The 22,102-nt window shown below is 59.7% G+C and carries 16 protein-coding genes; 12 read left to right on the plus strand and 4 right to left on the minus strand.

Going from position 1 to position 22,102, the window contains the following annotated elements:
- Positions 1-140: 140 nt before the first annotated feature.
- The gene (gene cysS / locus H8B14_RS15945) at positions 141-1,688 is read right to left on the minus strand and encodes a cysteine--tRNA ligase (RefSeq protein WP_187316876.1); all 1,548 of its coding nucleotides are present in this window, start codon (positions 1,686-1,688) and stop codon (positions 141-143) included.
- Between the two features lie 206 nt (positions 1,689-1,894).
- Entirely contained in the window at positions 1,895-3,013 is a 1,119-nt protein-coding gene (locus tag H8B14_RS15950; protein WP_187316660.1) for an endonuclease/exonuclease/phosphatase family protein, read from the minus strand.
- A gap of 140 nt (positions 3,014-3,153) precedes the next feature.
- Here H8B14_RS15950 and H8B14_RS15955 point away from each other — a divergent pair, with 140 nt between their 5' ends.
- From H8B14_RS15955 to H8B14_RS15975, 5 genes are all read left to right on the plus strand, one after another.
- Entirely contained in the window at positions 3,154-6,648 is a 3,495-nt protein-coding gene (locus tag H8B14_RS15955; RefSeq protein WP_187316661.1) for a DUF7948 domain-containing protein, read from the plus strand.
- 214 nt (positions 6,649-6,862) lie between these two features.
- Complete coding sequence (locus H8B14_RS15960) at positions 6,863-7,333, plus strand: ribosome maturation factor RimP (protein ID WP_261990061.1); 471 nt, start codon at positions 6,863-6,865, stop codon at positions 7,331-7,333.
- Positions 7,334-7,430: 97 nt separating this feature from the next.
- The gene (gene nusA / locus H8B14_RS15965; protein WP_187316662.1) at positions 7,431-8,726 is read left to right on the plus strand and encodes a transcription termination factor NusA; all 1,296 of its coding nucleotides are present in this window, start codon (positions 7,431-7,433) and stop codon (positions 8,724-8,726) included.
- 122 nt (positions 8,727-8,848) lie between these two features.
- On the plus strand, positions 8,849-11,977 hold the full coding sequence (infB, locus tag H8B14_RS15970; protein WP_187316663.1) for a translation initiation factor IF-2: 3,129 nt from the start codon (positions 8,849-8,851) through the stop codon (positions 11,975-11,977).
- A 285-nt stretch (positions 11,978-12,262) separates the two neighbouring features.
- A complete protein-coding gene (locus H8B14_RS15975) occupies positions 12,263-12,418 on the plus strand; it encodes a hypothetical protein (RefSeq protein ID WP_187316664.1) in 156 nt (51 codons plus the stop codon).
- 163 nt (positions 12,419-12,581) lie between these two features.
- Here H8B14_RS15975 and H8B14_RS15980 read toward each other — a convergent pair whose 3' ends face one another.
- Positions 12,582-13,037 carry a hypothetical protein gene (locus tag H8B14_RS15980; RefSeq protein WP_187316665.1) on the minus strand — a complete coding sequence of 152 codons (456 nt, stop codon included), beginning with the start codon at positions 13,035-13,037 and terminating at the stop codon, positions 12,582-12,584.
- A 219-nt stretch (positions 13,038-13,256) separates the two neighbouring features.
- A complete protein-coding gene (gene mscL, locus H8B14_RS15985; protein WP_187316666.1) occupies positions 13,257-13,679 on the minus strand; it encodes a large conductance mechanosensitive channel protein MscL in 423 nt (140 codons plus the stop codon).
- Positions 13,680-13,930: 251 nt separating this feature from the next.
- Between mscL and H8B14_RS15990 the strand changes: the two genes are divergently transcribed.
- The 7 genes from H8B14_RS15990 to H8B14_RS16020 all read left to right on the plus strand — a co-directional run bounded on the left by H8B14_RS15990 (position 13,931) and on the right by H8B14_RS16020 (position 22,048).
- Positions 13,931-14,722, plus strand: a complete 792-nt coding sequence (locus tag H8B14_RS15990) for an enoyl-CoA hydratase/isomerase family protein (RefSeq protein WP_187316667.1) — start codon at positions 13,931-13,933, stop codon at positions 14,720-14,722.
- Positions 14,723-14,821: 99 nt separating this feature from the next.
- Positions 14,822-16,324 carry a lipopolysaccharide biosynthesis protein gene (locus H8B14_RS15995; protein ID WP_187316668.1) on the plus strand — a complete coding sequence of 501 codons (1,503 nt, stop codon included), beginning with the start codon at positions 14,822-14,824 and terminating at the stop codon, positions 16,322-16,324.
- A gap of 103 nt (positions 16,325-16,427) precedes the next feature.
- On the plus strand, positions 16,428-16,862 hold the full coding sequence (gene dut / locus H8B14_RS16000) for a dUTP diphosphatase (protein WP_187316669.1): 435 nt from the start codon (positions 16,428-16,430) through the stop codon (positions 16,860-16,862).
- A 99-nt stretch (positions 16,863-16,961) separates the two neighbouring features.
- The gene (locus H8B14_RS16005; RefSeq protein WP_187316670.1) at positions 16,962-17,972 is read left to right on the plus strand and encodes a sugar phosphate nucleotidyltransferase; all 1,011 of its coding nucleotides are present in this window, start codon (positions 16,962-16,964) and stop codon (positions 17,970-17,972) included.
- 114 nt (positions 17,973-18,086) lie between these two features.
- Positions 18,087-19,904 (plus strand): tetratricopeptide repeat protein, encoded by a 1,818-nt coding sequence (locus tag H8B14_RS16010; protein WP_187316671.1) that lies wholly within the window; start codon positions 18,087-18,089, stop codon positions 19,902-19,904.
- On the plus strand, positions 19,897-20,667 hold the full coding sequence (locus H8B14_RS16015; protein WP_187316672.1) for a DUF4292 domain-containing protein: 771 nt from the start codon (positions 19,897-19,899) through the stop codon (positions 20,665-20,667). The genes H8B14_RS16010 and H8B14_RS16015 overlap by 8 nt, the downstream gene beginning before the upstream one ends.
- On the plus strand, positions 20,651-22,048 hold the full coding sequence (locus tag H8B14_RS16020) for a murein hydrolase activator EnvC family protein (protein WP_261990062.1): 1,398 nt from the start codon (positions 20,651-20,653) through the stop codon (positions 22,046-22,048). The genes H8B14_RS16015 and H8B14_RS16020 overlap by 17 nt, the downstream gene beginning before the upstream one ends.
- Positions 22,049-22,102: the final 54 nt, after the last annotated feature.

Raw genomic sequence — 22,102 nt, forward strand, 5'->3', positions numbered from 1 at the left:
CACCCCCGTCCCGCCCCCCGCTCGCCGACCCTTCTCTCCCCCTTCCTCCCCCCGCTCCACGCGAGGCGCTGGAGATCCTCCGCCAACCGCACGCCAGATCAAGCATGACGTTCTGTTCACTGCTGCGCAATAACAGCTGTCTACTCTTCGCTGTAGGCCCAGTCGATGCCGGCTTTGGTGTCTTTCACCACGATGCCCTGCGTTTTGAGGGCCGCCCGAATCTGGTCTACTTTGTCGTAAGCCTTGGTGGCTTTGGCTTCCTGGTAGAACTCCAGCGTGAGGCTGAGCAAATCTTCGGCGCTGGCGCGGGGTTCGTCCACGAGGCCCAGCACGTCGGCTACCAGCGTCTGGTAGGTGTCGGTGGCTTGCTGCAGCGCGGCGGCGCTGACTGTGGCCAGCGTGGCCGGGTTGGCGTGGAAGCCGTTGAGCTTGCGCAACAGATTGAACAGGCTGGCAATGGCGCGGGCCGTGTTCAGGTCGTCGTTGAGGCCCACGAAGCAGTCCTGCACCAGTTTGCGCAGCTCCTCATCAGCGGTAGCCGTGTCGGGCGTTTTGCCCTCGGCCACAGGTGCCACCGTGCGGGCCTTGATAACGTCGGACGACAGGCTGGCTTCGCGCAGCTTGTCCAGCAAACGCAAGCCGTTCATGAGCTTGCGGTAGCCTTTGCGGGCCGCCTGCAAGCCTTCGTCGGTGATGTCCACGGTGCTGCGGTAGTGCGCCTGCAGCAGGAAGAAGCGCACCGTCATAGGCGAGTAAGCCTGCGCCAACGTGGCGTTGGTGCCCGCAAACAGCTCCGAGATGGTGATGAAGTTGCCGAGCGACTTGCTCATCTTGGCGCCGTTCACCGTTATCATATTGTTATGCATCCACACCTGCGCCTCGTTGGTGGGGTGGTTGCAGGCCTGGCTTTGCGCAATTTCGCACTCGTGGTGCGGAAACATCAGATCCAGCCCGCCACCGTGGATGTCGAACTCGGCGCCGAGGTACTTGCGGCTCATAGCCGAGCACTCCAGGTGCCAGCCCGGAAAACCGTCGCTCCACGGCGAAGGCCAGCGCATGAGGTGGCGCTCATCGGCGCGTTTCCACAAAGCAAAATCCAGCGGACTGCGCTTTTCTTCCTGGCCGGCGAGGTTGTCGCGCGAGCCCGCCAGCAGCTCTTCTACTACACGGTTGGAGAGCTTGCCGTAGTTGCGGCCGGCCTCGTTGTAAGCGGGCACATCGAAGTACACCGAGCCATGGGATTCGTAGCCGAAACCGTTGTCGATGATCTGCTGCACCATCTCAATCTGCTCGATGATGTGGCCGCTGGCGCGGGGCGTAATATCGGGCGGCAGGCAGCCTAGGGCTGTCATGTGGGCTTGATAGAGGTTGGCGAACTGCTCAGCCACCTGCATGGGCTCCAGTTGCTGGGCGCGGGCGCGCTTGCTGATTTTGTCTTCGCCTTCGTCGGCGTCGCCTTCGAGGTGGCCCACGTCGGTAATGTTGCGCACGTAGCGCACGGTGTAGCCCAGGTGGCGCAGGTAGCGCGTCAGCACGTCAAATACCACCGGGCCACGGGCGTTGCCCACATGGGCCTCGCTGTACACGGTTGGACCGCAGAGATAAACGCCCACGAAAGGCGCATGCAGGGGTTCGAACGGGGCTTTGCGGCGGGTAAGCGTATTATAGAGCGAGAGTGGGTGCTGCATAGCCACAAAGGTAATCAGGTTGATGAGGTGATGAAGGAATGAGGTGGCAGGTGACAAGAGAAGAACGTTATTCCGAGCAGCGCGAGGAATCTCGCGTGCTGATGTTGCAACGGTAATCAGGCATCAGCACGCGAGATGCTTCGGTTGCGTCTCTGCATGACGTTCTTGCCTGTCACCATTCGCCTCACCACGATTCACCTCATCACCTACTTCCGCAACCGATACGTAGCCATCGTGGGAAAGTGGTCGGAATACGGAATTTCGTAGTGCACCCAAAACTCATCTACCTGCCACTCGGGGCCGGCAAACTGGTTGTCGATGCGCACGAAGGGCAGGCGGCCGTTGTAGGTGGCGCCCACGCCGTTGCCCACGGTGGCCCAGGCGTTCTGGAAACGGTCAGCCAGCTGGTCGTAGCTGTAGCTGTAGGGCAGGTCGTTGAGGTCGGCGCAGAGCAGCAGTGGGTAGGGGCTGCGCTCGAAGCGTTGCACCAGCGTATCCACCTGCCAGCTGCGGGCCACTAAGCCGCGCTTGAAGCGGCGCATCAGCCCCAGTCCTTTCTTCTTCAGTCCCGACTTGCTGGAGTAGCTGTCCACGATGTCCTGCTCATCCATGCTCATACTCTGCAGATGGAAGTTGAACACCCGGATGGTGTCGCCAGTCGGCAGGCGCAGGTCGGCCCACATGGCGTGGTTCTGGCTGAGCTTGCCGAACTGCACGGTGCCGCGCCGCAGCATGGGGTAGCGCGAGAAAATGGCCATGCCGAACTCGGCGCCGGCCCCATTGGTGAGGGTTTTGGACAGGAATGCCTGCCGCCCGCTTTGCTGCCCAATGCGCTCCACCGAGTTGAACACGTTTTTCTCGCGGCTCGTAGACGTGCGCGGCTCGTTATAGAACTCCTGCAAACACACGATTTCGGCGGGGCTGTCGGCCAGCCACTGCATCATCTTTTTCGTGGAGTTCAGGTCTTTGTCGCGCAGCTGCGGATACACGTTGAAGATGCGCACGTTGGCGCTTAGCACCCGCACCCGGGGGCCAGCCGTGGTGTCGGCAGCCGGCGGCGCCAGGCGCAGCGGGTGCACCGCCAGTCCGCGCTGAAAATGTGGCCACGTGAGCACCGCTACGCCAATAGGCAGCACTGCCACCCGCCAGTTGCGCAACACCCAATAAAAAGCCGCTACCAGATTCAGGGCCAGCGCCACGGGCAGCGTGAGGGCCCCGAAAGCCGCCGGCCAGAAGGTATAGGCTGGTATCTGCACGCAGGCAATGGCCAGGAGCAGCCAGCCGATTAAAAGAAGGGTGCAGGTGAAAGCAAACGAACGACGCACGGCAGAAGCAATCCGGCGAAGCAGCCGGCGGTGAGGCTGCAAAGGTAAGCGGAAGCCAGCTACGCTCCGGGCCCGATTGTTGTGCACGTTTTGGGCCTTGGTTTTCGTTGTACTTTTAGTTTTGGTTTTACTGCTACGCTATGCTCCTTTCTACATTTCGGGTTCTCACATTCAGCGCCTTATTAGCTACGCTGCCAGTCTTGGCGGCCCGCCCACCGCAGGCCGTGCCCACCGAAAAAGCCTCGCTGGAATTCATTGAAAACAAAGGCCAGTGGAACGACAAAGCCCGCTACGGCGCGCAGCTACCCGGCGGCCAGCTGTTTTTGGGGCCAGCCGGCTTCACCTACAGCTTCCTCGACCCGGCTGCCCTGCGCCGCCACGCTCACCACGGCGCCGAAGCGGAAGCCTCAGTTCGGCTTACCGATGAGGAGCTACGCGGCCACGCCTACACGGTATCGTTTGAAGGTGCCAACGCCATGCCTGATCTGGCCGGCGAGGATGGCACGGCGGCTCCATACAACTATTTTCGAGGCGCCGATGCCCACCACTGGGCCAGCAATGCCCGCGGCTTCCGGCAGGTGCGCTACCAGAATCTGTACCCCGGTATTGGGGCGGTGGTTTATGAAAACACGCAGCAGCAACTGGAATACGACTTTCTGGTAGCCCCCAACAGCAAACCGGCCGCCATCCGGCTGCGCTACACCGGCCTCGATAAGCTCAGTCTCAGCCCTGATGGCAGCCTGCTGGTGCAAACCTCCGTGGGCCACCTCACCGAGCAGGCTCCCAAAGCTTGGCAGACCGATGCCCGCGGCCAGCGCGTGGCGGTGCCGTGCGCCTTTGTGCTTCAAGGCACCACCGTCAGCTTCCGGCTGGGACAGTACGACCGGCGCCGCCCGCTCGTCATCGACCCGACCGTTGTCTTCTCGTCGTTCACTGGCTCCACGGCCGACAACTGGGGCTTCACGGCCACCTACGACGCGCAAGGCAACATGTACTCGGGCGGGGTAGTGTTTGCGGCTGGCTACCCCACTACTACCGGCGCGTTTCGCACCACTTTCAGCGGCGTGGCCGATGTGGGCATCATCAAGTATAACACGGGCGTAAACGGCGCGGCCTCGCGCCTCTACGCCACCTACCTCGGCGGCAGCGCCCTCGATGCCCCGCACAGCATGGTGGTCAATCCACAGGGTGAGCTGGTAGTGTTGGGCACCACTGGCTCCGGCAACTTCCCGGTTTCAAGCGGCGCCTACGACAACACCCACAATGGGGGGCCGGCCATCAGGCCTAACAATATGAGCTCGGCTTCTTACAGCAGTGGTGTTGATTTGTTTGTGGCCAAGCTTTCGGCGAACGGCAGCAGCCTCACCGGCAGCACCTTTTTGGGCGGCGCGGGCAGCGACGGCTACCTAGCGAGCGAGCGGCTCGGCAACTCCCCGGTGGTCAACTACGGCGACCCGTACCGCGGCGACGTAACGGTGGACGGCGACGGCAACGTGTATCTGGCTTCCGTCACCAACAGCACCAATTTTCCGGCCGGCAGTGGCTTCCGCAACAGCTATCAGGGCGGCACCTCCGACGGCATTGTGGCTAAATTATCGTCTGATCTGCGTAGCCTTGTGTGGGCCACGTACCTGGGCGGCAGCAGCGCCGACGCGGCCTACTCGCTGCAGGTAGATGCCACACGCGGAGTGTATGTGGCCGGCGGCACCACCAGCCCCAACTTCCCGGTTACGCCCGGCGCCTATCTTACCACGTTCCAAGGCATTACGGATGGTTTCGTGACGCACCTGAATAGCAGCGGCACGGCCTTGCTGCAAAGCAGCTTTGCCGGGAGTCCCGCCTACGACCAGGCGTTTTTCGTGGAGCTGGATGCGGCCAACAACGCTTATCTGCTGGGCCAGACCCAAGGCAACCTGCCTAACACACCGGGACTATATGGCGTAGCCAATGGCCGCCAGTTCATCCAGAAGCTCAACCCCACGCTTTCCAGCAGCCTCTACTACACCCGCTTCGGCAGCGGCCGCACGCTCTTCCCCGATATTTCCCTCACCGCCTTTCTGGTCGATGACTGCGAGCGAATCTACATCAGCGGCTGGGGCGGCAACGTCAACGATGCTAGTGGCAGCGGCACCACTGGCCTGCCCGTCACGCCCAACGCCATCCAGCCCACCACCGATGGCTCCGACTTCTACCTGGCCCAGTTTCGGCCCGGCATGACGGCCTTGGAATACGCCACGTTCTACGGCGAGCGGGGCGGCCGCAGCGGCGAGCATGTAGACGGCGGCACTTCCCGCTTCGACAAGAAAGGAGTGGTGTATCAGGCTGTCTGTGGCGGCTGCGGCGGTTCGTCGGCCTTTCCGGTGCCGCCTGGCGCCAACACCTACTCCAATGTCAATCGTAGCACCAACTGCAACAATGCAGCCTTCAAAATCGACTTCGGCATCATCACCGCCGACCCCGGCCCAAGCCGCTACGTGTGCGTGGGCAGCGCGCCTTTCACGCTGGGCGGCAGCCCGGCTGGCGGCACCTGGACCGGCCCCGGCGTATCGGCACTGCCCGGCGGCGGCTACCAGTTCACGCCCACTCCGGCCCGACTGGGCGCCAACATCCTCACCTACTCGGTGGCTTCCACCGGCACCTGCGTCAGCAACCGGCCTTTGCGTGTGACGGTTACGCCGGAGCGGCCCGTAACGGTGGCGCCGCTGCCGCCACGCTGCGTCAACTCGGGCAGCGTGGCCCTTACGGCCACCCCGCTGGGCGGCACTTTCAGCGGGCCGGGCGTATCGGGCAGCATCTTCAATCCCACGGTAGCGGGCGTGGGCACACACACCATCCGCTACGCCATTTCCGACACGTTGGGCTGCGGCGTAGGCACTCAGACGGTGGTGGTGAGCATCGTGCCGGAAGTTCGCGCCGGCCGCGACACCACCCTGTGCGCCGACCAAACGGCGCCGTTTCAGTTGCGGGGCATGAGCCCGGCCGGTGGCATCTGGAGCGGCACCGGCGTCACGCCCGGTGGCCTGTTTACGCCGCCCAACACCAACAACCGCGGCGGCATTTTCCAGTTACGCTACACCTATTCGCAGAACGGCTGCGAAAACGTAGCTGTTCGCACGGTGCTGCTGGCGCCTACCTCTTCAAACAACGCTCCACTCAATCTGCCTGTGTGCTCGGCCGCGCCGCGCTACGCCGGTCTGGCGCCCTTCAACTGCGAGTTTGAGCCCGCCCTGGCCGGTGGCACCTACGACTGGGACTTCGGCGACGGTTCAGACCACGGCACCGTGGCCAACCCCACGCACCTCTACGAGCAGCCCGGCACTTACATCGTCCGGCTCACGGCCCGCTATTCCAACTGCGTCGTGGAAACGGCTTTTTCCCCACTGGAAGTCGGCGAGATGAAAGTCCCCAATATCATCACCCCCAACCGCGACTCGCTCAACGACACGTTCAAACCGCTGTTCAGTTGCAAGCCCACCCGCCTGCAGATTTTCAACCGCTGGGGCACACTGGTCTACGAAACCCAGGACTACCACAACAACTGGGGCGGCGAAAGCCTGCCCGCCGGCACCTACTACTATCTACTCCGCGACACCGATAACCGCCGCGCCAAAGGCTGGGTGGATATCGTGCGGTAAGGTGATGATGTTCTTCCTAACGTCAGCACGCGAGATTCCCCGCAGGCTCGGAATGACATTCCTACCATCACATTATCTCCTCATTAGCTGCTCACCCCATCACCTGCCACCTACTTGCTTTCGGCGGTTTATCCTAGTATATTTGCGCAGTATTCTGATTGTGAAGAGGGGACGTAGCGTCCCCTCTTTCTTTTATCACCCGGTTCAAGACCCGATGAATTTCGATCAACACCGCATCGACGAGATGCTTCAGGACAGCCTCGCTGGTTTCGATCTGTTCGTGGTAGACCTGAGCGTATCCGACGCCATCCGGCCCAAAATCACCGTCACCCTCGATAGTGAGCAGGGCCTGGGCATTGACGAATGCGCCAAAGTGAGCCGTCGGCTCGCCAAGCGCATCGACGAAGCCTACGGCGAAGATGCTACCTACTCGCTGGAAGTCACTTCCCCCGGTGCCGACCAGCCCCTCACCGACCCACGCCAATACACCCGGCACGTGGGCCGCACATTCAGCCTGAAGCTCACCGACGGCACCGAGAAAACCGGTACGCTGGAAGCCATTGAAGCAGAAGGGCTGCAGCTGGCGGAGGTTATCAAGGAAAAAAACAAAACCAAGACGCTGCCCGCCACGCTGGTACCGTTCGCTAACATTACGGAAGCACGAATCGTAATTTCGTTTAAGTAAATGCCTTACCGATTGATTATTAAACCGCAGATCATCTAGATATCTGCCGCCAACAATCAGCTAGTAAGTCATTCAACAATTCAACAGTTTAAATCAGATGAACAGCAACGTCCTGATTGAATCGTTTGCCGAATTCGCCCGGAGCAAAAACATCGACCGTCCCACGATGATGAGCATCCTCGAAGATGTGTTCCGGACCATGATTCGCAAAAAGTACACCGACGACGCCAACTTCGACGTCATCCTCAACGTGGACAAAGGCGACCTGGAAATCTACCGCAACCGCGAGATTGTGGACGATGACTCGGAGGATATCTGGGACCACGACAAAATTCCGCTGGCGGAAGCGCAGAAAATCGAGCCTGACTTTGAAGTAGGCGAGCAGGTGACAGAAGAAGTGAAGCTGGAGGATTTCGGCCGCCGCGCCGTGCTCATGGCCCGCCAGACGCTGATTCAGCGCGTGAAAGACCTGGAGCGCGACCACCTCTACCAGACCTACAAAGACCAAGTGGGCGAAATCATTGCCGGCGAAGTCTATCAGGTGTGGAGCCGTGAGGCCCTGATCCTCGACAAAGACGAAAACGAGCTGGTGCTGCCCAAAGGCGAGCAGATTCCGAAGGACCGCTACCGCAAGGGCGACTCCGTTCGGGCTGTTGTGCACAAAGTGGAAATCATCAACGGCACGCCCAAAATCATTTTGTCGCGCGCGGCCCCGGCTTTCCTGGAGCGCTTGTTCGAGCAGGAAGTGCCCGAGATTTTTGATGGCCTTATCACCATCAAAAACATTGTGCGTGAACCCGGCGAGCGGGCCAAAGTAGCCGTAGAGAGCTACGACGACCGTATCGACCCGGTAGGTGCCTGCGTGGGCATGAAAGGCTCCCGGATTCACGCCGTAGTGCGCGAGCTGGAAAACGAGAACATCGACGTTATCAATTATACCGACAACTTGGAGCTCTACATTGCGCGGGCCCTGTCGCCGGCCAAGCTCACGTCGATGAAGATAAACGAACAAACTGGTCGGGTTTCGGTGTTCCTAAAGCCAGACCAGGTTTCGCTGGCCATCGGCCGGGGCGGCGCCAACATCAAGCTGGCCTCACGGTTAGTAGGCATGGAAATCGACGTGTTCCGGGATGCTGGTGATTACGAAGAGGACATTGCCCTCGACGAATTCTCGGACGAGCTGGAAGCTTGGATTATCGACGAGCTCAAGAAAATTGGCCTCGACACCGGGCGCGCCGTATTGGCCGTAAGCAAAGAAGACATCGTGCGCCGCACGGAGCTGGAAGAGGAAACTGTAGAAGACGTTTTCCGCGTCATCCGCAACGAATTTGAAGGCGAAGAAGACAGCACGGACGCAGCAGAAACCTCCACTGCCAGCGACAACGCGCAATGAGCGCGCGGGCTTCGGCCCGGCAAAGGCGTTAAATCGGGCCAGCCGGCTCGCTTTAACACCGGCTGGCACCATTTAATATAGTACCTTTGCACCAAGATAAGAGTATCGTTCGCGAGCATAGAATGGCGGAAGCAGCAACCAAACGGCTTAGTCAGGCAGCCAAAGACCTGAACGTTGGCATGTCCACGATAGTGGAAACACTAACGAAAAAGGGATTTCCGGTAGAAAACAAGCCCACAACCAAGCTCACTCCCGAGCAGGTAGCGTTGCTGGACAAGGAATTCGCGTCTTCAGCGCAAGACAAGCTGGAGGCTGCCAAGCTCAGCCAGGCTAAGCGCCAAAGCGAGCTGGAAGCGGCTGCCCATGCCCGTCCGGCTGAGCCTGTTGCTCCGAAAGCCCCGGCTCCCAAGCCCGTAGAAGTTCCTGCCCCCGCTCCAGTGGTCGCGGCTCCGGCTGCAGCGTCCGTAGGGGCCGCAGTCCCTGCTGCTCCACAGCCCACCGAGGAAGCACCCAAAGTGCCCGGCCTCAAAGTGCTGGGCAAGTTGGAACTGGATGCTAAGGGCCGGCCAATGGCCCCCCGTCCCGCCGCTCCGACAGCCTCGGTGGCCGCTGCTGCGCCAACTCCCAAGCCAGTCGAAGCCCCAGTTCCTGCACCCAAGCCCGCTGAAGCTCCGGTTGCTGAAACTAAGCCGGCTCCGGCTGCGCCGGTGGCAGCTGCCCCCAAGCCCGTGGAAACGCCAGCGCCGACTCCCAAGCCTGCTGAAACGCCAGCCCCTGCCCCAGCAGCCGCAACGCCAGCCCCGGCACCAGCTCCCGCACCAGTTGCTCCAGAGCCAGTGAAAGCTCCGGTTGCTGAAACGCCAGCTCCGGCTCCTAAGCCTGCTGAAACTGCAGCACCAGCAAATCCGGCAGCTTCTACGCCAGTTGAAGCTGCTCCTTCTGACGCTGCTGCCTCCAGCGAGGAAGCGGCCGGTACCATCGTTGCCAAAGCTGACCAGCTGAAAGGCCTGACGGTACTGGGTAAGATTGAGCTGCCGCTCGATTCGTCGCGGCGTGGTGGGCGCGGTGCCCGCCCCGTAGCGTCATCTGACGTGCGCAAGAGCGGTATTGCTGCCGACAAGAAGAAACGCCAGCGTCTGCCTGGTCCGGGCGGGGCTACCCAGCCCGGCTCGGCCAACCAAGGTACCCAGCAAGGTGCCGGCTACCAGGGCAACCGTCCGGTAACGCCTGCTGGCCAGCGCCCCGGTGGCCCCGGCCAGCGCCCCGGTGGTGGCCCCGGCCAGCGTTCCGGTGGTGGAGCAGCCCAGCGCACACAGCCGACAGTCCCGCTCACGCCAGAGCAGAATGACAAGCAGATTCAGGAGCAGATCAAGGCTACGCTGGCTAAACTCAGCGGGGGCCGTGGTGGCAACAATAACAACCGGGCTAAATACCGCCGTGATAAGCGGGCTGGGGTAGCCGAGGATCGTGAGGCCCAGCGCGCGCAAAACGAACTGGACGCCAAGACGCTCAAGGTAACCGAGTTCATCTCCGCCAACGACTTGGCCTCGCTGATGGATGTGTCGGTGAACGAGATTATCAAGATCTGCCTGAACATGGGCATGTTTGTGTCCATCAACCAGCGCCTCGACGCCGAAGCCATTACCGTTATTGCCGACGAGTTTGGCTACGATGTGGAGTTCCTGTCTGCTGAGGAAGAGGACACCGTGGTTGAAATCACGGATAGCGAAGAGGATCTGCAGCCACGGGCCCCGATTGTGACCATCATGGGTCACGTCGACCACGGCAAGACCTCGCTGCTTGACTACATCCGCAACGCCAGCGTGGCCAAAGGCGAAGCCGGCGGTATCACGCAGCACATCGGCGCCTACGATGTAATGACCAAGTCTGGCAAGCGTGTCACCTTCCTGGATACGCCGGGTCACGAAGCCTTTACGGCCATGCGTGCCCGTGGTGCCAAGATTACGGACATTGCCATCATTGTAGTAGCCGCCGATGACTCGGTGATGCCGCAAACCAAAGAAGCCATCAATCACGCGCAAGCAGCTGGTGTGCCGATTGTCATTGCCCTCAACAAGATTGACAAGCCCGGCGCTAACCCCGACAAAGTCCGTGAGGAACTGTCGGTGATCAACGTACTGGTAGAAGAATGGGGCGGTAAGTACCAGAGCCAGGAAGTATCGGCGAAAACCGGTCTGGGCATCGACGACCTGCTGGAGAAAGTCCTGCTGGAAGCCGAGATTCTGGAACTGAAAGCCAACCCGGACCGCAACGCCGTAGGTGCCGTTATTGAAGCTTCGCTCGACAAGGGCCGAGGCTACGTAACTACCATTCTGGTACAGACGGGCACCATGAAAGTGGGCGACATCGTGCTGGCGGGTCCGCACTTCGGCCGCGTGAAGGCTATGACGGACCACCGCGGCAAGAAGATGAAAACTGCCGGCCCGGCCACGCCGGTGCAGGTACTTGGTCTGACCGGGGCCCCACAGGCCGGCGACAAGATCCAGGTAATGGAAACCGAGCGTGAAGCCCGCGAGCTGGCCACCCAGCGTCAGCAACTGGCCCGCGAGCAGAGCATGCGCACCAAGAAGCACATCACTCTCGACGAAATTGGTCGCCGTCTGGCTATCGGTTCGTTCAAGGAGCTGAATGTGATTGTGAAAGGCGACGTGGATGGCTCGGTGGAAGCACTGGCCGACTCCTTGCTGAAACTGAGCACGCCGGAAGTGGCCGTGAACATCCTCAGCAAGAGCGTGGGTGCCATTTCGGAATCAGATGTGTTGCTGGCTTCGGCCTCCGACGCCATCATCATCGGCTTCCAGGTTCGTCCGTCGCAGAGTGCACGCAAGCTGGCCGAGCAGGAGCAGATCGATATCCGCCTCTACTCCATCATTTACAACGCCATCAACGAGGTGAAGGATGCCATGGAAGGCATGCTGGCCCCAACGGTGAAAGATGTAGTGGTGGCCAACGCCGAGATTCGTCAGGTGTTCAACATCACCAAAGTAGGCGCCATTGGTGGCTGCATGGTGACGGACGGCACCTTCACCCGCAAAACCAAGGTGCGGCTTGTTCGCAACGGCATTGTGGTGTACTCAGGCGAAATCAAGGACCTCAAGCGCTACAAAGACGACGTGTCGGAAGTACGCCAAGGCTACGAGTGCGGTATTTCTCTCAAGAACTTCGATGACCTCCAGGAAGGGGACAACATCGAAGGCTTCGAAGAGCAGGAAGTGAAACGGACGCTGTAAGCAGCGCACCGTTTCGTATCAGAAGGCCTCTACTGCGTGCAGTAGGGGCCTTCTGTGTTTTCGGCCACAAGTAACCGTCACATCATCATGCTATTGACCTCGCCGACTGAGAAAAGTAATTTAGCATCACACAAAGATTGAGTTGCACCTCCATCAGTACTTCATCACTTCTACCGCCTACCAACACCCCTGAACAAGCGAAATCAACTCTGTAAGGCATCCGGCGCATATCGTGCATTTGCGACTGGCCGCCGTTGCAACACTTCTCCTTTTTTCTGTAGTGCTATGCCCATACACACTTACGCCCCGACTGCTGCCAAACGCCACGCGCTTATGCCAGCGCCTGTGTGCTACCTGTCATTGAGTGGTGTGCGCGAGGCGGCATTGCCTCCGGCTCTGCCAGGCCCCAACTGGGACCCAACTAAGCGCCAGCTTTCGTAGCTGGCCTGTTGAATTCTTAATTTTTAGTTCTTCTTTATCTGAATCGGGAGCGAACGGTGGTCTCGATACAGCTGAAGATGCAAAAAGCCCCGACGCTTTGCGACGGGGCTTTTTTGTGGTGATTTGCCAGCAGATTGGGCGACAGGCAGCAGCCTGCAGAATCTCAGAAGAACAGGAATTTCTTTTTCTTCTTGTGCGTCAGCGGTTTGCCTTTTGGGTCTATGCCGGGCGCGGCGCGACTCTGGCCTTTCTTCATCATGGCGTTGCGGGTGTGCTTGCCGGCTTTGAACTTGCGCACCGTGAATCCGCCCGAGCCTTTTTCATACTGCCGGGCCGGGCCTGAGGCGCGGCCGAAGCTGGTATTGGCAGAGCCACCGCCGGCGCGGGCCTCCAGCACTTCTACCTGCTGGTCGCGCTTGGCATCCTCCGGATTCATGTTCATGCGGCGCTGCATGTTAGCAACATCGGTAGCCGACGCTTTTCGTTTGCCTTTGTTTTGCTCGTTGACGGGTCGCCCGGAATTCTCGGGAGCAATAACGGAGCGGGGAGTCTGCGCGCTAACGGGCTTACTAAGCAACGTGGCGGAAGCCAGCAGCGAGGTGGCGATAAGCTTTTTCATGCGCTGAAGCAGAAGGAAATGCGAGGAAAAGGCCACTATTGAGCTATAAGACAGCTATTGGGCCATTAGCGCGGCAACGGGCCGGCAGGGAAGTTAGTTCAAATTACTGGAAACTTGCCGGAATATCCGCCTGGCAAATTAGACGCCTCACAAACCATAAGCAATACTTATGCCTATGGACACTTATGTGGTTGAGGCTGCCGCCAGATAAGCAAAAAGCTAGACGCGCGTCCGCAGCGCATCGCGGATTTCCATCAGCAGCACCTGGTCTTTCGTTGGGCCGGGGTCGGCTACTACCACTTCCTGCGGCTTCTTAAAACGGTTGGCCAGCTTCACAATCCAGAAAATGGCGAAGGCCATCAGCAAAAAGGTGATGACGGCGTTCAGGAATAACCCATAATTGATGGTAGCCGCACCGGCTTTTTTGGCGTCCTCCAGTGTTTTATAGGTAGTACCATCCAAGGCCAAAAACCAATCCTTGAAATCCATGCCGCCAGTCAGAATGCTGAGCACCGGCATCAGAATATCGTCGGTCAGGGAAGATACAATCTTGCCGAAAGCGCCACCGATAATCACGCCGACTGCCAGATCAAGCACGTTACCTTTGGAAATGAACTCTTTAAATTCGGATACAAACCCCATGACAGAAAAGAATTTGGTGAAAGAAAGGAAGAGTAGATAATGGCAATATACTGGTTTTGCAATCTAGCGTACCGTTACCATTCTGTTTGCTACGCTCAAAAGTAAATGAGCTTTCGGGCTCTGATTCGGCCTTTCGCCAGACGGCCGCCGGTAGCCGCTGAAGTATAGCCTGACCGCGCCGAAGCGCCAGAGTACGCACGCGGTTTTGCCCTATCTTTGAGCGTCATCTGCGCCCCCCCTACTCCTTCTCTATGGCTTCTTTCGAAAATCTACTGGTTGAGCTCGACGCTGCAACCAGCATCCAGACCATCACGCTCAACCGCCCAACCAAGCTCAATGCCCTCAACGCCGCCACGATTGCTGAAATCGGGCAGGCCATGCAGCAAGCCCTCAACGACAAGGCTGTGCGCGGCATTATCTTGACCGGCAGTGGCGACAAAGCCTTTGTAGCCGGCGCCGACATTGCCGAGCTGGCCGCCATTCAGAGCGAACCGCTGGCCCGCCGGGCCTCCGAGCAGGGCCAGGAAGTGTTCTGCATGATTGAGGAAAGCTCCAAGCCGGTTGTTGCGGCCGTGAATGGGTTTGCGCTGGGCGGTGGCTGCGAGCTGGCCATGGCCTGCCACTTGCGTATTGCAGCAGAAAACGCGCGTTTCGGGCAGCCGGAAGTGAATCTGGGTTTGATTCCGGGCTACGGCGGCACCCAGCGGCTGGCGCAGCTGATCGGCAAAGGCAAGGCACTGGAACTGCTGCTGACGGCCGATATGATAAAGGCTGATGAAGCGTTGCGCCTGGGCCTTGTGAACCACGTGGTGCCCGCCGCCGAACTGCTACCATTTACGAAGTCCCTGCTCGGCCGCATTCTAACCAAGGCGCCGCTGGCGCTTGGCTTGTGCATAGACAGTGTGAATGCGCACTACTCCGACACGCGCCACGGCTACCAGGTGGAGGCCAACGCCTTCGGGCAATGTTTTGCCTCCAACGACTTCAAGGAAGGCACGCAGGCATTTCTGGAGAAGCGGCCGGCGGTGTTCAAGGGTAATTAAGACTCTCAGAATTGATTGGAACGTCATTCCGAGTGGAGCGAGGAATCTCGCTCCACTCGGAATGACGTTCTTTTAGCGACGTTTTACCACTTCATGTAGATGAGTGTAGCGAAGAAACTGGCTTCTCAAACGGCCGTGTATGGCATCAGTAGCATTGTGGGCCGGGTGCTCACTTACCTGCTGGTGCCGGTGTACACAGCGCGGTTTGCGGCGGCCGATTATGGCATCGTGACGGGTCTGTACGCTTACGTGTCGTTTCTGAACGTGCTGTTCACTTACGGACTTGAAACCACGTTCTTCCGGTTTGCCAACCGCGCCGGCGCCGACCGGCAGGAGCTCTACAACCGGGTATTGAGCTTGCTGCTGGTGAGCAGCGTGGTGCTATCGGGGCTGCTGGCGTGGCAAGCAGGTACGCTGCTGCATCTACTGGGGCTGCCGCCCGGCCACGAGCGGTACGTGCTGTGGCTGGCCTTGGTGCTGGGCCTCGATGCCGTGGCCGCTATTCCGTTTGCACAGTTGCGTTTGCGCAACCAAGCACGGCGCTTTGCCGGCATCCGCATGGCCAGCATTGTGCTGAACGTGGCGCTAAACATGTTCTTCATTGTAGTGTGCCCCGATATTCTGACTGGCAAGTACCTGACGGTGCTGCAGCCGCTGGTGGCGCGCCTCTACGACCCGACTATTGGCGTAGGCTATGTATTTCTGGCTAACCTGGCGGCCAGTGCTTTCACGCTGCTGCTGCTGGCGCCGGAGTTGCTGCAATTGCGGTTCAAACTAAGCTTGGCGCCGCTACGGCCGCTGCTCACCTACGCCTATCCCATTATGCTGATGGGTATGGCGGGCATGGTGAATGAGACGCTGGACCGCATTATGCTGCCGTCGTGGCTACCGCCAAACTTCTACCCCGGCAAGAGCAGCCTCACGGCGGTGGGTATTTACGGGGCCTGTTATAAGCTGAGCATCTTTATGCAGCTCGTGATTCAGGCGTTCCGCTACGCCGCCGAGCCGTTCTTCTTCTCGCAAAGCTCCGACAAGAACTCTCCAGCCACGTTTGCTATGGTGCTGAAGTGGTTTACGCTGTGCTGTGCTGTTATTTTTGTGGGGGTGAGTTTGAACCTGGAAATCCTGGGGGAACAGTTTCTGAAGCGGGCCGAATACCGCGAGGGTATTGCCGTGGTGCCGGTGCTGCTGCTGGCCAACCTGTTTCTGGGCGTTTACTGGAACCTGTCGGTGTGGTTTAAGCTGACTGATAAAACTTACATCGGCACTTACATCGGGGCGGCCGGTGCGGTGCTCACCATTGCTCTTAACTTCCTGCTGATTCCGGTGCTGGGCTACATGGGTTCAGCCATTGCCACGCTGGCCTGCTACTTTATGATGGCGGCCGTGTGCTGGTGGCTGGGCGAGCGGCACTTCCCGGTGCCGTATCCGGTGGCCCGGCTGCTGGGCTGGCTGGCGCTAGCCTCGGGAGTGGTAGCGCTGGGCTGGTTTGTGCCCGTAAGCGGCTACTGGCTGCGTCAGGCCTGGCATCTGGCGCTCTGTGTCGGGTTTGTGGGCCTGCTTGTAGTTGTTGAGAAGCCGCAGCGGGTGCTTGGGAAATGAGTTGTCAGTTGTCGGTTAGTAGTTATCAGAAATTGATAGGACGGTCTGACAACTGATAACCCTCCACCAACTGACAACTAGCGCAGAAATCTATCTTTGCACCATGCAACTCCCTGTCATCAACCGTTCCCGCCACCCGCTGCCGGAGTACCAAACGGCCCACGCCGCCGGCCTCGATGTGCGGGCCAACCTGGACGAGCCCGTGGTACTGAAACCTTTACAGCGTGCCCTTATTCCAACGGGCCTGTTTGTGGAGCTGCCCGTGGGCTACGAAATGCAGGTGCGGCCCCGTAGCGGCCTGGCGTATAAGCACGGCATCAGCATCGTGAACAGCCCCGGCACCATTGATGCCGACTACCGGGGCGAGTTGAAAGTGCTGCTGGTGAATCTCTCCGACACCGACTTTGTGGTGCAGGACGGTGAGCGAATCGCGCAGCTCGTAGTGGCCCGCCACGAGGTGATAGTGTGGCAGCCTGCTGATGCTCTGAGCGAAACAACGCGCGGCACTGGCGGCTACGGCAGCACCGGCGTGCAATAAACTCCACCTTACGTAACTGGCACAGCTACTTTCCTGCGCCATTTGCGTACCGGCTTATTACTTCCTACTCTTCGTAAACAACCCGAAACTTCTTTAGACATGAGAATTATTGTTCCGATGGCCGGCATGGGCAAGCGCATGCGCCCACACACCCTCACTGTTCCAAAACCGCTTATCCCGATTGCGGGCAAGCCGATTGTGCAGCGCTTGGTAGAGGACATTGCCAAAGTGTGCGGCGAGCCGGTGCAGGAAGTAGCCTTTATCATTGGGCGTTTCGGAGCGGAAACAGAGAAAAGCCTTGTACAGATTGCCGAGTCGGTGGGCGCTAAGGGCACCATCCATTACCAGGATGAGCCGCTGGGCACTGCCCACGCTATTCTGTGCGCCCAAAGTGCCCTGACCGGCCCGGTGGTAGTAGCCTTTGCTGATACGCTGTTCAAAGCCGATTTCACCCTCGATTCCAGCGTGCCCGGCACCATCTGGGTGCAGAAAGTAGATGACCCCAAGCCGTTTGGCGTGGTGAAGCTCAACGAGCAGGGCCAGATTACCGACTTCGTGGAGAAGCCTCAGGAGTTTGTGTCTGACCTCGCCATCATCGGCATTTATTACTTCCAGGACGGTGAGTACCTGCGCAGCGAGCTACAGTATCTGCTCGACAACGATATCAAGGACAAAGGCGAGTATCAGCTCACCAATGCCCTCGAAAACATGAAGAACAAGGGCACCACGTTCGTGCCCGGCCGCGTGACCGAGTGGCTGGACTGCGGCAACAAAGACGCCACCGTTTTCACCAACCAGCGCTACCTCGAATACCTGCAGGAGCGAGGCGAAAACCTGGTTTCTGAATCTGCCAAGGTCACCAACTCCGTATTGATTCCGCCAGTGTACGTGGGCGAGGGCGCTATCATCACCGATTCGGTGGTAGGGCCGCACGTGTCGCTGGGCAACCATTCCAATGTGCGGGGGTCAGTGGTATCGAACTCCATTGTGCAGACGTCGGCCACGGTGCTCCACGCCAACGTAGCCAACTCCATGATAGGCAACCACGCCACCGTCACGGGCACGCCCGACGACCTGAGCCTGGGCGACTACAATACATTGCGGGTATGATAATTTTGTAGCCGCTTGCGTTATGCAGAAGCCCGGGGCCATTCCGCCGTTTTGGGTACCTTGATCTTCATCCGTTTCCTTTGACCGGCGGACCTGTTCCGCGCTTCTGCCTGCATGCGTAGTGTCTTCTCTTCTTTTTTTCTGCTGCTGGCGCTGCTGTGGCTGCCCTCTGGAGGGCAGGCGCAGCAGCGTCCGGCGTCAGCTGCCCCGGCTCCGGCCGACGAAATAAAGCCGCGCAAGCTGAGCCGCAAAGAGCGCAAGGAACTGGCGCGGCGGGCCGCGCTGGACGCCGCCGGCCGCCAGCGCCAGATGACGGAGCGCGACCGGGAAATGAGCGAATCGTTCTTTGTGGACGGCGTGAAGTATGTGCTGCTCGAAGACTACAATAAAGCGCTGGAGCGGCTGCTGAAGGCGTATGCCCTGAACCCGACCAACGCGGCCATCAGCTACAAAATAGCCGAAACCAACCTGCTGAGCGGCAACCTCAAGGACGCCACTAATTTCGCGCAGGCCGCCGTTCGGCTCGACTCCAAAAACCCCTATTACTACCTGCTGCTGGCCCAGGCCTACGCCTCGCAGAAGCAGTACGACCAGGCCACCAAAGTCTACGCGCAACTGATTCAGGACGTGCCGGATTCTGGCTACTACCTGTTCAACTTGGCCGACCTATACTTGGCGCAAGGCAAGCTCGATGAGGCATTGGCCACGCTGGAGCGAGCCGAAAAGCAGTTTGGGCCGCTGGATGAGGTGTCGTTCAAGAAGCAGCAGATTTACCTCAAGCAGAACAACCTCGACAAAGCCCTGAAGGAAGGCGAGGTGCTGATTGCGGCCAACCCCGACGAAATCCGGTACGTGCTGGCCCAGGCCGAAATGTACGCCGCCAACAACCGCCTGCCTGACGCCGTGCGCGTAGCCGAGCAGGCGTTGCGCACCGACCCCGAAAACCCGCAGGCCCACATGATTCTGGCCGACGTGTACCGGCAGCAAGGCAACACCCCCGAGTCGGAAAAGCAGATTAAGCGGGCGTTTGAAAGCGCTGCGCTGGACATCGACGATAAGGTGCGGGTGCTAGTGGACTACATCAAACAGCTGCCCAACCCCAAAATCGAGCAGACGGCGCTGGATCTGGCGGCCATTACGGTGCGCGTGCACCCCAAGGAAGCCAAGGCCTACTCCGTAGCCGGCGACATCCAGACCATTACCAACCGCAAGGAGCAGGCCCGCAACACCTACTTACAAGCCATCCGGCTCGACAACTCCCGCTACCAAATCTGGCAGCAGGTGGTACTCATTGATGCCGAGCTAAACCAAACCGACTCACTGCTGCGGCACTCCGAAAAGGCGCTGGAGCTCTTCCCGAACCAGGCGCCGCTGTGGTTCTACAATGGCGTAGGCTACATGCTGGCCAAGCAGCCAGCCAAGGGCGTAAAGGCGCTGGAATACGGCCGCAAGCTGGCCACCGACAACCCGGAGCTGCTCGCGCAGTTCGACACCCAGCTCGGCGACGCTTACCACGAGTTGAAGGAGTACAGCAAGTCCGACGCGGCCTATGAGGCGGCGTTGGTTTTTGATGCCAACAACGCGCAGGCGCTCAACAACTACAGCTACTTCCTATCGGTGCGGGGCGAGAAGCTGGACCGCGCCAAGGAAATGTCGGGCAAGCTGGTAAAGCAGTTTCCCGACAACGACACCTACCTCGACACCTACGCCTGGGTGCTCTACAAACAGAAAGACTACGCCGGCGCCCGCCAGTATCTGGAAAAAGCGCTGCTCACCAGCAAAGATGCCACCGTCATCGAGCACTACGGCGACGTGCTTTTCCAACTCGGCGACAAGGACAAAGCCTACGCTGAATGGCAGCGCGCCAAGCAAACTGGCGGCGCCTCTTCGCTGATTGACCGCAAAATCAAAGACAAAAAGTTGTATGAGTAAACGCATTGCCATGGGCCTGTTTCTGGCCGCCGCCGTACTGGGTGGCTGCCAGCGGAAAGCCATTCCTACCAAGTCGAAGGCCGATAACCGCCCCATGCCGGAGGCGGTGCGCGCCATGAACGTCGACTTCCGCTTTCTGTCGGCAAAAGGCAAAGCCCAGATTGATCTGCAGGGCAACCAGCAGATGGCCAACATCAACGTGCGCATCCGCAAAGACAGCGTTATCTGGATTTCGGCCTCACTGATTGGGTTCGAAGGGGTGCGCGCCTACATCACCCGCGACTCGGTGCAGGTACTCGACAAGCTGCACCGCGAGTACTACGCCGGCGACTTTGCTTATCTGAGCCAGCGCCTGAATGTCCCCGTGAACTTCGAGATGGTGCAGGCGCTGCTACTCGGTAACTACCTGCCGCCCATCAATGCCGCTACCGAGCCCGCCGTACAAACAGAAGGCTCGGTGCAGCGCGTCAGCTACGAGCAGGCCGGGCTATTGGTGCAGCAGCTTATTGAGCTGGGCAAGGCGCGGGTGCAGCAACTCACCGTGAACGACCCGGCCACGCAAAACAAAGTCACGGTGGATTACACCGATTTCCGGGTGGTGGAGCGCACGCCGCAGTCGTTTGCGTACACCACGCAGGTGCAGATGCAGCAGGGCACTACCAAGCCTACCGCTGCCACCATCACCTACCGCACTGTCGATGTAGACAAGGAGCGGCTGCAGTTTCCGTTTTCCATTCCGAAAGGCTATGCCCGTAAGAAGTAAGCGCTGGCTGGCCGTGGCCTTGTTGCTGCTGAGCCAGCTGGCCCCGCTGGGTTTGTTTCCTGCTAGCCCGGTGCTGGCGCAGCGCAGCACGTCCTCAAAAAAGCGGCCGGCCCCCAAGTCGAAAGCCCAGTTGGAGCGGGAGCGGCGCAACACGCTGCGCCGGATTCAGGAAGCCAGCCGCATTCTGGAGCAAACCCAGCGCCAGAAGCAGGCCTCGCTGGGCCAGCTCAATGCCCTCAAGGAAAAGCTGACGGTGCAGCAGGGCGTTATTCGTAATATTTCGTCGGAGCTGCGCTACATCGAAACCGATGTGGCCCAGACTCAGACGCAGGTGCAGCAAACCCAGCAGAGCCTGCAGCAGCTGAAGGCCGAGTACGCCAAGCTGATCTACGCTGGCTCGAAAACGGCCAATAGCTACAACCGGCTGATGTTTCTGTTTGCGGCCGAGTCGTTCAACCAGTTTATGCTGCGGCTGCGCTACATCCGGCAGTATGCCGAAGTGCGCCAAGCCCAGGCTGCTCAGATTACGGGCACGCAGCAGCGCCTCACCCAGCAGCTCACGGGCCTGAAAGTGAAAAAGCAGGAAAAAGGCCAGCTATTGAACACGCAGGTAGCCGAGAAAAACAACCTCGTGACGCTGAAAACCCAGCAGGATCAGGTGGTCACCAAGCTAAGCCAGCAGGAGCAGGGGCTGCGGCAGGAGCTAGCCGACCGCCAGCGCGCCATCAGCCGCCTCGACAACCTGATTGCGGACCGGGTGCGGGAAGAAATAGCCCGCGCCGCCCGGGTAGCGGCCGCCAAAGCCGCGGCCCGCGCTGCCGCCCGGGAGCGGGCCGAACGAGCCGCCGCCGCTGCTCCCGGCCGCACCACTCCCGAAGCCCCCAGCCGCACCTATTCCGAGCCCGCCGAGCCAGCCGCCGCCGTGCGCACTGACCGGGTTACGCTCACGCCCGAAACGGCCGTGCTGTCGTCGTCATTTGCCGATAATCGGGGCAGTTTGCTATGGCCGGTGGCCAAGGGCTTCATCTCACAACGATTCGGGCGCCACAACCACCCGGTGCTGAAGAACGTGGTGGTAGAAAACCGGGGCGTCGACATCCAGACCAGTGCCGGCGAGCCGGTACGCGCCATATTCGACGGCAAGGTGCTGACGGTGGCCAGTGTGCCCGGCATGAACAACATTGTGATGATCCAGCACGGTGAGTATTTCACGGTGTATGCCAAGCTGCGCGGCGTGAGCGTGAGCGAAGGCCAAATCGTGAAAGCGCGCCAGCAGATTGGCACTGTGTATACCAGTTCAGAGGGCACATCCGAGGTTCAGTTCCAAGTGTGGCGCAACAGTTCCAACCTGAATCCTGAGAACTGGCTTGGGCGCCATTAAGGAGGGTTGACCTTGTGCCCAACGGCAGCGCTCCTCTTATCTATGTGGTTTCCG

It is taken from the genome of Hymenobacter puniceus (assembly GCF_014333525.1).
Lineage (GTDB): Bacteria > Bacteroidota > Bacteroidia > Cytophagales > Hymenobacteraceae > Hymenobacter.